7 protein-coding genes are annotated in these 13,683 nt (G+C 62.6%); 6 read left to right on the top strand and 1 reads right to left on the bottom strand.

Features of this window, described 5'->3' with window-relative positions:
* The first annotated feature begins 115 nt into the window (after positions 1–115).
* From BJF91_RS16395 to BJF91_RS16385, 3 genes are all read left to right on the top strand, one after another.
* Positions 116–502, top strand: coding sequence for a DUF6165 family protein (locus BJF91_RS16395; protein ID WP_075615495.1), 387 nt, complete (start codon positions 116–118; stop codon positions 500–502).
* 176 nt (positions 503–678) lie between these two features.
* On the top strand, positions 679–5,736 hold the full coding sequence (locus tag BJF91_RS16390; protein ID WP_075615494.1) for a tetratricopeptide repeat protein: 5,058 nt from the start codon (positions 679–681) through the stop codon (positions 5,734–5,736).
* Positions 5,733–7,256: a tetratricopeptide repeat protein gene (locus BJF91_RS16385; RefSeq protein WP_075615493.1), complete on the top strand. Its 1,524-nt coding sequence runs from the start codon at positions 5,733–5,735 to the stop codon at positions 7,254–7,256. Before BJF91_RS16390 ends, BJF91_RS16385 begins: the two co-directional genes overlap by 4 nt.
* Here the strand turns inward: BJF91_RS16385 and BJF91_RS16380 are convergent.
* Positions 7,240–8,442, bottom strand: a complete 1,203-nt coding sequence (locus BJF91_RS16380; RefSeq protein WP_075615492.1) for a glycosyltransferase family 4 protein — start codon at positions 8,440–8,442, stop codon at positions 7,240–7,242. The two genes, BJF91_RS16385 and BJF91_RS16380, sit on opposite strands and share 17 nt — an antisense overlap.
* A gap of 288 nt (positions 8,443–8,730) precedes the next feature.
* Between BJF91_RS16380 and BJF91_RS16375 the strand changes: the two genes are divergently transcribed.
* Genes BJF91_RS16375 through BJF91_RS16365 form a run of 3 tightly spaced genes read left to right on the top strand, consistent with a single transcriptional unit; the run spans position 8,731 to position 13,617 of the window.
* Complete coding sequence (locus BJF91_RS16375; protein WP_075615491.1) at positions 8,731–10,941, top strand: peptidase domain-containing ABC transporter; 2,211 nt, start codon at positions 8,731–8,733, stop codon at positions 10,939–10,941.
* The gene (locus BJF91_RS16370; protein ID WP_075615490.1) at positions 10,913–12,283 is read left to right on the top strand and encodes an HlyD family type I secretion periplasmic adaptor subunit; all 1,371 of its coding nucleotides are present in this window, start codon (positions 10,913–10,915) and stop codon (positions 12,281–12,283) included. Before BJF91_RS16375 ends, BJF91_RS16370 begins: the two co-directional genes overlap by 29 nt.
* The gene (locus tag BJF91_RS16365; protein ID WP_075615489.1) at positions 12,280–13,617 is read left to right on the top strand and encodes a tetratricopeptide repeat protein; all 1,338 of its coding nucleotides are present in this window, start codon (positions 12,280–12,282) and stop codon (positions 13,615–13,617) included. Before BJF91_RS16370 ends, BJF91_RS16365 begins: the two co-directional genes overlap by 4 nt.
* Positions 13,618–13,683 lie beyond the last annotated feature (66 nt).

Raw genomic sequence — 13,683 nt, 5'->3', positions numbered from 1 at the left:
CTCTGGATGCGGCCGTCAAACGGCCTGTGTACGGCTATAATTCTGACTGCAAAACCGATTCCCAGACCTTGGTTGCATGCTGTATCGTTAGGCTTCGACGAATCGGAGACCTGCAATGATTGAAGTTCCGGTGTCCTGGGGCGAGTTGATCGACAAGATCACCATCCTCCAGATCAAGGCAGAGCGGATTACGGACGAGACCAAGCGCGCTAATGTCGAGCGCGAACTCTCCCTGCTCAACGAACGGTTGGCGCCGGTGGCTGACCATCAGGGTGTCATCGCCATCACCCGTGACCTTCGCGCCGTCAACACTGCTTTGTGGGAGATCGAGGACGATATCCGCGATTGCGAGCGCGATGGTGATTTCGGTCCGCGCTTCGTTTCCCTTGCCCGTTCGGTCTATGTCACCAACGATCGTCGCGCAGAGCTGAAGCGGCAGATCAATGTCGAGCTCGGCTCGGCGATCATCGAAGAAAAATCCTACAAGCCCTATGCTGCCTGATTTGTCCGCAAGTGCGGTCGCCTGACTATTTTTCCGGTTGGGCGATTGTTTGTCATTGGCCTGCTGATAAGGGGTGGGGGCCTGCTGATAAAGGATGGGCACGGCAGGCGTATTTGTGCCTGCCGCCTCTGTTTTTGGCCGATGTCTATGGCCTGAGTTGAAGGGAAGAGCGCGTTATGACGACGCAAGAGGTTTCGCATTGCCGTTCGCTCTTGGCGCGGGGGCAAGTGGCTGAGGCCTTGCAGGCGCTGAGTGATTTGGCGGCAAAGCATCCCGATGATGGTCATATCCAGCACTATTACGCTTTGGCGCTGCATCTTTCCGGCCGTTCTGAAGAGGCCGTTGCTGGCTTCGAGCGTGCTCTGGAGCTTCAGCCGGACCAGCCGGCCATCTTGCAGAATATGGTGCTGCCGCTTGTGGCGCTTGGCGATAACGAGCGTGCCATCGTGACAGCTGCGCGTGCAGTGGCGCTCGACGACGCCTCGGCCGGCGCTTGGTCCAATCTCGTACTGGCACTGACCTCTGCCGGGCGCTGGAGCGAGGCGCATGCGGCGGCGGAAAAGGGGCTTTCGGTCGAGCCCCAGGCGCCGGCGCTGATGGCCCAAATGGGCGTCATCCTGCTCGAACTCGGTGATAAGGCTGCGTCGGAAGCCTATTTGCGTCAGTCGCTGGCGCTGCGGCCCGATGCTGAAGCTTTTTATAATCTGGGCGTTCTCCTGCATGGTTTGGAGCGTGACCGCGAAGCCTGCGAGCAATATGAGCTGGCGCTGGCGCTTGATCCATCCCATCGCCGTGCCGCCAACAATTTTGCTGCAAGCCTGCGAATTCTCGGGGATCTCAGGCATGCCGACCGGCTGCTGCGGCAGTTGATCGATGAAAGTGCTGCGCCGGTGCATCGCTTTAACCGCGCCTGCCTGCAATTGCTGGCGGGTCATTGGCGCGATGCCTGGGCTGACTACGAATTGCGCGACGAAGTCGCGGCAAGTGGCCGGTCTGAATTGTTGACGCCGGAAGCGCGCTGGCAGGGTGAGGTTCTTGAAGGCAAGACCTTGCTTGTCATGCATGAGCAGGGGCTGGGCGATACGATCCAGTTCATCCGGTTCCTACCTCACATTGCCGAGCGGGTGGGTCGCATCGTCTTTCTCTGCCAGCCGCAGCTTTATCGGCTGTTGCAGCTTTCGGAGATTTTTCAGGGCGAGAAGATCACGCTGCAGGCCGAAACTGAAGATCTGCCTCGGTATGACGCCTGGACCCTGCTGCTGTCGCTGCCCGGCCTGATTGGCCTGACGCCAGAGAAGACCGGTGCCCGCACGCCTTATCTGTCTCTGGAAAAGCCCCGGTTCGAGCAGTGGCGCGACTGGCTGAATGGGCTTCACGCCGATGAAGCGGGCGAAGGCGAACCGGATGTAAAGACGCGTAAGCGTCTTCGGGTCGGCCTATCCTGGCAGGGCAATCCTAAGGCCTATGGGGAGCCGGGCCGCTCGCTGCCGCTTGCCGCCTTCCAGCCGCTAGCCGCCTTTGCCGACGATATCGACCTGATCTCGCTGCAAAAAGGCGAGGGGGATGCGCAACCGGTGCCGGAGGGCCTGCCGTTGCGGGTTGTGCCCGGTCTCGACGAGGACACTGACGCTTTTGTCGACACGGCGTCTTTGATGGCCTCGCTCGACCTCGTCATCACCTCGGATACCGCCATTGCGCATCTGGCGGGCGCGCTTGGCCGTCCCGTCTGGCTGCTGCTGAAGAAGGCGCCGGACTGGCGTTGGGGCATGGAAGGGCTACTCACGGGCTGGTATCCGTCGATGCGGCTGTTTCGGCAAAGCGAGGCGGGAGCCTGGCATCCTGTGATCGACGAGATCGCCCATGAGTTGAAAGTGCTGCTGCTTGCTGGGCGTTTGAGCGAGGATGCGCCGCAGCCGGCGGAGGTTGCGCTGGGTGAAGCGATCCGCTGCCACCAGGCCCGCGACTATGGCCGCGCCGTGCAGCTTTACCGGCATGTGCTGACAGAAGATTACCAGCCGGAACGGGTGCTGAACCTGCTTGGCATGGCTTGCCTGGAAGCGGGGTCTCGCTCGGCGGCTGCTGGTCGCCAGGCGCTGCCGTTTTGCGCCCGCTCGGTGGCGCTCCGCCCGTCGATTGGTGATCACTGGAGCAATTTCGCCATCGCGCTCGATGCGGCTGGTTATGCCGGAGACGCTCTGCGGGCGCTGCGCCACGGCCTGATTTACAATCCCGGTCACATTCCGTCGCAACTAGCGCTGGCCCGGCGCGAGACGGCGGCAGGCGACGGAGAGGCAGCGCTGGCCCGGGCGGGGCAGGTGCTCAAGGCAAACCCGCGCTCGGGCCATGCCCTATCGGTTTATGCAGCGGCGGCTTTGGCGCTGAAGCGTTTTGATGTGGCCGAAGAAGCGCTGACGCGCGCCTGCAGGTTGGAGCCGGAACTGTCCTCGCATCAGGTGCAGCTCGGTGCTGTGCTGCTGAAGGCCAAGAAGCCGCAGGCTGCGGCCCGCGCCTGGGAACGGGCGCTGGTGCTCGACCCTGGGAATGCCGATGCCTGGAGCAATCTCGGTGTCGCCGAGCGTAATCACGGCTACGCCGATCTCGCCTGCTGGATGCAGAAGCAAGGCGCGCTGGCGCGGCCGGATCATGCCGAATCCTGGAGTAATCTCGGCATCAGCCTGATGGATGCCGGACGCGAGGATGAAGCAAAACTTGCCTTCCTGAAGGCCATCGAGGCGCGTCCTGGCTATGCCGATGCGGAAATGGCGTTGGGCATGCTGCTGATGAACGAGGGCGATTACGCACAAGGCCTACCGCTCTACGAGCGCCGCTTCCAGGTCGAAACGCTTGGCATTGACCGCACGAGGGTGCGGCTGCCGGTCTGGCAGGGCGAAGATCTCACGGGCAAATCGATCCTTGTTCTGGCCGAGCAGGGATTTGGCGATGCCTTTCAGTTCGTGCGCTATGCGGCGCTGTTGAAGGCCAGGGGTGCTGCCAAGGTCATGGTCGGCTGCCGCCGCAAGATCGCGGCTTTGCTGGAGACCGTGCCTGGTGTCGACGGCATCGTGCGCGAAAGCGATCCGGTGCCGGCGCTCGACTACCACGTGTTCATGATGAGCCTGCCGTTGCTTTGCGGCACCACCGTCGAGACCATTCCGGCCGCACCTGCCTATCTCTTTGCCGATCCGGACAAGGTGCGGCACTGGGCAGGCTGGCTCGGCGAAAAACCCGGCTTCCGGGTCGGCCTCGTCTGGCAGGGCAATCCCGATCCGCAGGTGGACAAGGGCCGCAGTTTTCCGCTGCAGGTGCTGGCGCCGCTCTCCAAAATTGACGGCGTGCGGCTGATCGCGCTGCAGAAGGGCGCAGGCGAAGAGCAGCTGGAGACGGTGGATTTTGCCGTCGAGCGGCCGCCTGAAGGGTTTGACGAGGGGTCGGATGCCTTTGCCGATACCGCAGCTATGATCATGAATCTCGATCTCGTCATCACCTCGGATACGGCGGTGGCGCATCTGGCCGCCGCGCTTGGACGGCCTGCCTGGGTCATTCTCAAATCCCATGCGGAATGGCGCTGGCTGCGTGGGCGCAGCGACAGCCCCTGGTATCCACGGACGCGGGTATTTCGCCGGGTGGCGGACGAGGTGGAAGCCGCGCCCTTCGCCGGCGTGGCCGACCGCGTTACAGACGCGCTTACCAAGCTGGTTGGAGGCGACCGGGCGCAGCTGTTCGAGACGGCGGAGCCTGAGGTTCCGGTTCCTGCTTTGCCCAGCCCGCAGCAGCGGCTTGCGGCAGCGATCCGCACCCATATGGCCGGGGATGTCGCTCATGCAGAACCTGTCTATGCCGCGCTGCTGCATGAGGATTTGAAGGCCGAGGCCTTGCATATGCTGGGTGGTCTCGCCGTGGAGCGGCTGCAGTATCATCGCGGCTATGTGCTTCTGCGGGCCGCAGCGGCACTTGGCTTGGCGACGCCGACGTTCCAGACCAATTATGCAATTGCTCTACGCCATGTCGGTAAGCAGGAGGAGGCAGAAGCCTGCCTCAGGCAGAGCCTGGCCAAAAGCCCCAGTGCCGAAGCCTATATGACCCTCGGCAATCTCTTGCGCGACACCGACCGCTATGATGAAGCGCTCGCAGCCTACCGCGCCTCGCTCGAATTGCGCCCCGATCTGTCCAAGGCCCATCGCGGGCTTGGCAATGCGCTGCGCGAAATCGGCTTGGTGGATGAGGCGGTCGCGAGCCTGGATAGGGCGCTGGAATTGCAGCCCGGCGACGCCGAGACCCTTATTGACCGGGCACATGCGCATCTGGCCGCGGGCCATCTGCCGGAGGGTTTTGCCGATTACGAGGCGCGTTGGCAGGGGTCGGAAATGGTGCCGCGCACATTTCCCATGCCGCGCTGGACCGGTGAGGTTCTGCCCGACAAGGTACTGCTGATCCACGGCGAACAGGGGCTTGGCGATCAGATCCAGTTCGGCCGCTTTGTGAGCCAGGCGGCGCAGCGGGTGGGCCATGTCATCCTCGAATTGCGCGAGCCGCTGATCGGCCTCTTCGCAACGCTGGTAACGCCGCGGGCCAATATCACGCTCCGCCGTCAGGGCGTGGATGCCATCGACGATGCCGATGTCGAAGCGCCGATCATGAGTCTGCCGCTGATTTTCGGCACGGTGCTCGACACGCTTCCCGCACCGGCGAATTTCCGCCCCGACCCGCGCCGGGTGGCGGATTGGGAAGCGCGCTTTGCTAACAGGGATAAACTGCGTGTCGGGCTGATCTGGCAGGGCAATCCGGTGGCGCGGGCCGACAAGGGTCGCTCGCCGCCGTTGCGGGTGCTTGAACCGCTGTTTGCCGTGGATGGCGTGCATTTCGTCAGCTTGCAGTTCAAGGATGGGCTGGAGCAGATGGCTGGGCTCGATTTTGCTGCGTCTATGGCTGTACCCGGCACGGATCTCGGTGATTTTGCCGAGACGGCGGCGGCGATTGCGGCGCTGGATCTGGTCGTGTCCTCCTGCACCTCAACCCTGCATCTGGCCGCCTCGCTTGGTGTGCCCTCGATCGCGATGCTGAAATTCGCTGCCGATTGGCGCTGGATGAGCGGGCGCGACGACAGTCCCTGGTATCCGGGCCTAAGACTGATCCGCCAGCCGCAACCGGGCGATTGGAATAGCGTCGCGCAGGCCGTGGCGGACGATCTTGCCGCGCGGGTTGCTCTGAGGGCGAAGATGGAAGGTAAGTCATGACTGACGTATCTGCGCCAGACGAGCGGCTGCTCGACGCGTTCCAACTGCACAAGGCGGGCCGGCTGGATGAGGCCGCCGTTTTGTACCGCGCCATTCTCGATGAGGACCCGGATCAGGTCGATGCGCTTCGGCTCCTGGCATCCGCCGAGCGTTCGCGCGGGGACCTCGCGCAAGCGCTGACGCTTTACGCTCGGGCGCTGCGGCTGGCGCCTGAGGAAAGCGATATCTGGTATAATCTCGGCAATGCGCTTGGGGCCGCTGGCCGCAAGCCGGATGCGCTGGAGGCCTATAAGCGCGCTGCGCAACTGGCGCCTGATAATGCCGCCTGCCACGCCAATATTGGTGTCACCGAGGCTGATCTGGATAATATTCCCGCCGCGATATTGGCCTATCGCCACACACTGTCACTCGATCCCGACAACCGTATCGCGCTGCACAATCTCGGCAATGCGCTTGGTGAACTCGGCGAGATGGACGAGGCGCTTGCCTTGCTCTCGAAGGCTTTGGCGCTCTACCCAGGCTCGGCCGAGGCGCATTACAATCTCGGCATCAACCTGCTGAGATGCGGCGACTATGCCAATGGTTTTGCGCAATATGAATGGCGCTGGCAGGCCGATGGCTTTCCCGGAGAGGCGCGCCACACGGATATTGCCGATTGGGACGGACGCCCTTTCGAGGGCAAGCGGCTGCTTGTTCATGCGGAGCAGGGGCTGGGCGACACGATCCAGTTCGTCAAGCTGCTGCCGCTTGCCAAATCGCTTGCCAAATCGTTCGGTGGCGAGGTGATCTTGCAGGTGCCTGATAAGCTGGTGGCTCTGCTTCAGCATGTGCCGGGCGCCGATGCCGTGCAGGCGGCTGATCCGGCGCCGGGGACCATGGATTTTCAGGTGCCCTTGCTCGGCCTGCCGCATAGGCTGCTGCTTACTCCGGGCAGCGTGCCCAGGAAGACCTCCTATCTTGTAGCACGGCCGGAGCTGGTGGCGCATTGGAGGGAGCGGCTCGCGCTTCGCGACGGTGAAAAAGCCATCGGCTTCGTCTGGCGCGGCAATCCGCTGTCGCCGGCGGAAAGGGGCCGCAGCCTGTCGGGGCCGGAGCAATTGGCGCCCTTTGCCGCGTTGGCGCAAACACGGCTGATCGCTCTGCAGAAGCTGGATGAAAGCGTGCTCGAAAAGGCCGATACGCCCTCCGGCTACAAGGTCGCCGGGCTGGATTTTACGCTGGAACATCCGGGTCCGGATTTCGATGCCGGAGCCGATGCCTTTCTGGATACGGCGGCGGTACTGGTTCAGCTTTCTGCCTTCGTCTCGGTCTGCACCGCGCCGCTACATCTGGCAGGCGCGCTCGGTGTGCCCACCATCGGCCTTCTGAAGAAAGTGCCGGACTGGCGCTGGGGCCTGCAAGGCGCCACCTCGCCCTGGTATCCCTCCATGCGGCTTTGCCGCCAGCGGGAAGCCGGCGATTTTTCGGGACCGATCACCGAGGCAGTGTCGCTCGCTGAGGCAATTACAAATAAGTCTTGATGATCGATTTCATCTGGTCGGCGGTGCGCGACCAGGTATAGCCCGCCAGCTTGGCTGCCCCACGCTCGCCGCGTCGGCGAGCCTCGTTGCGGTCGCGCCAGACCCGCTCCAGCGCGTCTTCGATCTCGTCGACACTGCTTTCGCCCCAGCCTGCGACGGAACCAACACCGGCGCCTTCGCCGGCAACTGGGGACTGCTGTTCGAGCGCGTAGCAATTGCTGCCGTCGATCAGGTCGAGATGGCCGGTGTTGGCGGACAGAATCGTCGGCACGCCGCAGGCCATGCATTCCATCGCTACCAGATTGGTGCCGCCCTCGGCGCGGTTCGGGAAGACGGCAACGTCCATTTCGCGCAGAATCGGTGCCATCAGCGCATTCGGCACTGCGCCTAGATCGAGGCTTTGGTGAGCGGCGATGCCGTTGGCGGCACGCCAGGCGGCCTGGTCGATGGCGCCCTTGTCATTGGTGCCGATGTCAGCGGCCTTGCCGGAACGGTTGAGTGTCAGGGCAAATTGCGGCCAGGGACTGTGCCAGGCCGAAACCAGCAACGCCTCCGGATGGCGCTTGGCAAAGCGGGCAAAGGCGGCAACGACCAGATCCTGGCCCTTGCGCAGCTCCAGCTTGCCGCCTGAAAACACCATGAAACGGTCGGCAAGCACGCCCTGGCGCGGGCCGGGATGAAACAGAGTCTGGTCGATGCCCTGGATAACCGTCGTGACATTGTTGAGACCATGAGCGCGCATGATCTCTTCGTTCCAGGTCGATCCGGCAATCACCAGCGGCAGGGATTTCGCCCGCGCCTTGGCTGTATCCGACAGTTGCGGCAGCTCGAAGAACACGACGCCGAGCGTAGGCGTGCCCGAGAGCGCCACGCCATTCGGCCCCGGCGACATCGAAAAATCATTGCCGAGCCCGGCCAGAAGCGGCGTGTTGACCGTCACGGATTTTTCGCTCTGGGCTGCGATGCGCCCGGAAAGATCGGCGCTGGCACGGAAAAAGCCCGACAGCGCACGCTGGCGCAGCGGATCGACGACGATCTGGTCGGATTGCAGCGGAAAGGACGTGACCGGTTCGAGCAGCGGATCGGCCGACCAGTTGAGCGCCAGATTGAGGCCGTAGATGCCCCAGCCGAAGAAGCTGGAAATCCCCCAATGGATGATCACGGGCCGGCGGGGCGTCTGGGTCATGGCGGATCTTCTCGGGCTATGCGCTGATCGGGGCGATTCGGTCTTTTGATAGTCGAACTTAGCCCGCTTTTTCCGGGGTCGGAACGGCCGACGACCGGTTATCAACCGCCGCATCGCGCTGCCTGTTTTGCGGCCATGCAATTCGACCTGTGTCGATGGAAATCCAGCATGGCGAAAGCTTCGGCTTCTACGGTCGGCTGGAATGGGTTCGTCAACCGCGTGTGGGATGCGGCCGGATCCTTGCGAAACCCGCCATGTGTGCTTCGGCGTTGGATATGAGGTGTGTCGATGAATGTAGAAGACAGAGATCTGGCGGATGATAGCCGAGTCAGATCCGCTCTTGCTGCATTGGCTCTTGCCGCGCAAAAACTGGGACTTTCCCTATCAGTCGAGCAGTTGTGCCGCGACTATGGTGACGAGGACGCGTTTTCCTTGGCCCAGCTTGCAGAAATCCTGCGGGGCCATGGCATAAAAGCCAAGCCGATCCGGATGACCTGGAAGCTGCTCAGCCAGCTGGAAGGTGCGGTCGGTGCGCTCGTCGAACTCAACGATGGCTCGCTGCTGGTCTTTGAAAACTTTGTCGACGATCCCCAGACCCCACGCATGGTGTTTCGCGACCCTGGCGATCCCAAGGCGGCGCGGCTGGTGGTCGATGAATTGCGCCTCACGGAAAACTGGAACGGCCATGTTCTCCTGATGAAGCGGGATGTCGTCGAGGAGACCGCCCGCGAGGAATTCGGTTTCCATTGGCTACTCGCCCAAGTGATGCAGGACAAGCGGATGGTGCGCGACGTGTTCGTTGCCGCAATTTCGCTCGCCGTCCTCGCGCTCGTGCCTTCACTGTTCTATATGGTCGTCATCGACAAGGTCATGGTGCATCACCGGCTGTCGACGCTGACGCTGATGGCGGCTGCGATCCTGGTCGTGCTGCTGTTCGACATGATGCTCGGCTATATGCGCCGCACCGTCACGGCCATCGTCACCGCCAAGATAGACGTCCGGCTCAATCTGATGATCTTCGACCGGCTGTCGCGTCTACCCATCGAATTCTTCGAGCAGAACGCCACTGGCGGCATCGTCCATCGGCTTGGCGAAGCGCGCCGGCTGCGTGCCTTCGTCACCGGCCAGCTTTTCGGCTCGGTGCTGGATATGATGACGCTGTTCGTGCTCGTGCCCGTCATGTTCATGCTCAGCCCCGGCCTGACCTTCTGGGTGCTTGGCCTGGCCGGCGTCATGGGCCTGATCCTCTATGTCTATATGAAGCCGATCCGGCGGGCCTATGCCCAGGTCATGGGCAGCGAGCATCGGCGCACCGCGATGCTGATCGAGATGATCAACGGCATCCGCACGGTCAAGTCGCTGGCACTGGAGGGCCGCAAGCGGCGCGAATGGGACCAGAAGGTCGCCGAGGCCGTCAACAACCAGACCAATCTCCTGTTTCTCGCCAACCAGCCGCAGACGTTGCTCGCTCCGCTGGAAAAGCTGATCTATGCCGGTTCGTTGCTGATCGGCGCCTATCTCGTCATCGTCAACGAGCATACGGTCATGACCGGCACGCTCGTCGCCTTCACCATGATCGCCATGCGCGCCACCCAGCCGCTGGTGCAGATGGCCGGCATGATGCAGCAGATGGAAGAGGCGCGCGGTGCGCTGCGTCAGGTCGCTTCGGTCATCAACGCGGAGCCGGAAGTGCGGCGCGAGCATGGGGTGCGCCCGGAATTCTCCGGCCGGATCGGCTTCGAGGATGTGCGCTTTGCCTATTCCGGCACCTCGGTTCCGGCGCTCAACGCCATCAATTTCCATGTGAAGCCGGGGTCTATCGTCGGGCTGATGGGCCGCAGCGGTTCGGGCAAGACGACCGTGACGCGGCTTTTGCAGGGCCTGCACCAGAATTATTCCGGGCTGATCCGTCTCGACGGCGTCGAGCTCAAGGAAGTCGACCTCTACCATCTGCGCACCAATATCGGTGTCGTGCTGCAGGAAAGCTTCCTGTTTCGTGGCACGATCCGCGACAATATCCTGATCGCCAAGCCGGATGCTTCGCCCGAGGAAATGATCGAGGCCGCGCAATTGGCCGGCGCCGATGAATTCATCGAGCGGCTGCCGCGCGGCTATGACACGATGCTGGAGGAACATGCCAGCAACCTGTCTGGCGGCCAGAAACAGCGGTTGGCGATTGCCCGCGCGCTGATCGTCAATCCGCCGATCCTGATCTTCGACGAGGCCACAAGCGCGCTCGATCCTGAAAGCGAAGCGATCATCCTGCGCAATCTGAAGCGCATCGCGTCAGGCCGCACCGTGCTGATGATTTCGCACCGCCTGTCCTCGCTCGTTGATTGCGACCAGATCCTGGTGCTCGATCGCGGCCAGCTGAAGGACAGCGGCACCCATCACGACCTGCTGCGCCGCTCCGGCGACTATCGCCACCTCTGGAACCAGCAGAACCGCCACCTGACGACGGGAAGAGATAATGACGAAAACCTTAACGCTGTCGCCTGACGAGCATCGCTATGCGGTTCGCACGACGGCGGAATTTCTGTCGGAAAGCGCCAGCATCCTGCATCGGACCCCGCCGCGCTCGGCACGGCTGACGATTGCGACCGTGGCCGCGCTGATTTCGAGCGCCATCCTGTTGTCGATCGTCATGCCGATCGAGCGAGTGGTGAGCGCCCGTGGCCGAATCGCATCCGAAGCGCCCAATACCGTGGTGCAGCCGCTGGAAACCTCGATCGTGCGCGAAATCAAGGTGCGCGAGGGGCAGGACGTGAAGGCGGGGCAAGTGCTTGCAACGCTGGATCCGACCTTTTCCAAGGCCGACCAGACCTCGGCCAGCCGCCAGATGGCGAGCCTTTTGGCCGAAGTCGATCGGTTGAAGGCCGAAATCGACGGGCGTGACTTCCAGCCGCGCGACGGCGACAGTTTCGGCAAATTGCAACGGCGCTTCTTCGAGGCGCGCCGGTCGCAATACGAAGCCTCCATGGCGACCTACAAGGCGAAGATTTCTTCGCTTGAGACGACGCAGGCGCAGTTGCAGCAGGAACTGACCGTCAATCGCCAGCGCCTTTCGCTCAGCCAAGAGAGCGAGGCGATGAAGAATGCGCTGGTCGAGAAGAAATATGCATCCAAGGCCGATGGCCTGAAGGCGCGGGACTGGGTGCTTGAGGTGACCGGCACGATCCGCGAACTGGAAGGCAAGCTGGAAAGCGGCGCTCACGATATCCAGTCGGTAAAATCGCAGATGGAAGATCAGGCGCAGCAGTGGCGCTCAGATGCCATGGGCCAGCTGGTCAAGCAGCAGGTGGCGCTGAACTCCGCCATCGAGGAACTGAATAAGGCCGACAAGCGCTCTGACCTGATCGAGCTGAAGGCGCCCGAAGATGCGACCGTGCTGCAGATCGGCGATATCTCGATCGGTTCTGTAGCGCAGACGGCCCAGAAAATGTTCGTGCTGGTGCCGAAGGCATCGCGGCTTGAAGTGGAAACTGAAATTTCCACCCAGGACCAGGGCTTCATCAAGGTCGGCCAGCCCGTCGATATCAAGCTCGATGCCTGGCCCTTTGCCCGCTATGGCGGCTTGCGCGGCACGGTGCGGGCGGTCAGCGCCGACAGCTTGAAGGTCTCGCGCAGCGATGGCGCTTCGGCCCCAGGTGGTTCCGAACGCAGCTTCTATGTTGCCAAGATCACCATCGATGACCCGCATTTGAAGAGCAATCCTGTCGATTTCAACCTGATTGCCGGCATGACCCTGGTGACCGATGTCGTGGTCGGGGACCAGACGGTTGCTGCCTATCTGTTCGACCGTGTCGTACCTGTCGTCAGCGAGGGAATGCGCGAACCATGAAAAATATCCTGTCCGTGCTGCCGCCTGTCTTGAAGGGGGCTGCGATCCGCCAGGCCTATCGCCACGGCATGAAGAAGCTTGCAGCCGGGCGCATGCCGCTTGCGGCGGCGGCCTTGAAAAAGGCCGCGCGCGGCGGCCATGTCAGCGCGTGTTACGAGCTTGCTCGTCTCTACGAGAGCGGGCGAGGGGTGATTTCCGATCTCGCCGAGGCACGGCGATTAGCACAATATGCGGCGGATGCCGGCCATGTCGGAGCGATGTCGCTTGCCGCGCGGCTGTTCCTGATTTCACCGCATCCGGATATTCCTGCGTCGCCGGCAGCGATGCGCCTTTATGGCGATGTCAGTCAGCTTGTCTGCGAGCCGGAACTGGCCCGTGACTATGCCTTGCGCGCCCATGAGAACGGCAATGTCGATGGCTCGGCGCTCGCAGGCTATCTGCTGGCATCAGGTATCGGCGGCGAAGCCGATCCGCATACGGCGCTGGTGTGCTACGAGCCGGCGGTGACGGCGGGCAATATTCGCGCGCATCTCGGCATGGGTACGCTGTTTGCCGGCGGCCATCTCGGCGAAGTCGATTACGCCCGCGCCCTGCCTTACTTCAAATATGCGGCAGCAGCCGGCAACAGCACGGCCCGTCACTACCTCGCCATGCAGTATCTGAACGGGCTTGGTATTGAGGCGGATGAAGAAAAGGCGTTGCGCCTGCTCAGCGCCGCTGCCGCCAAAGGCTACCGTTCCTCCATCGAGGAACTGGCGAAATATTATCTCGACGATGCGCATCCCGAGCGTGACCGCGCGCGCGGTATTCGCTGGCTGACCGCACTTGGCCGCATGGGCGACCGGCGTGCCTGCCGCGATCTCGAGCGGCGCTATCGCCACGGCATCGACGTAACAGCCAATATCACGGAAGCGCTGATGTGGCTGGAAAAGGCGGCGCTGAAAGGCGACGTCGCCGCCCAGTTCCAGATGGCCGTCGTTGCCGCGACCGGCGCTGGCGAAGAAGAGGGCGATCTCAACCAGTCCCGGATGTGGTTCGAAATGGCTGCTGAAAACGGCCATGCCATCGCCATGGTCAATCTCGGCCGCTTCCGCATGAAGGGCATCGGCGGTCCTGTCGACCTCGAGGGCGCGCGCGAGATGCTGGAACTGTCGGTCGAGGCCGGCGAGATGGCGGCTTATGCGGTGCTGGGCGAATTTCACGCCTATTACGCTGATCCCGCCGATATTGCTGCCGCTCGTGAAATCCTCATGCACGGCGTCGCGAAGGATGACGCTGTGTGCAAGGATATCCTGGCGCGGCTCGAGGAAAAGCTGATCGCAAAGGTCGCATGATCCGGAGCTTTTCCAGGTGAGACAGCGAAACGGTTTCCAGCCCGAAACCCTTCATAAACAAAAGGT

This window comes from Gillisella taibaishanensis (assembly GCF_001938985.1).
GTDB lineage: Bacteria > Pseudomonadota > Alphaproteobacteria > Rhizobiales > Rhizobiaceae > Allorhizobium > Allorhizobium taibaishanense.
This window is presented reverse-complemented; position numbering and strand designations above follow the sequence as displayed.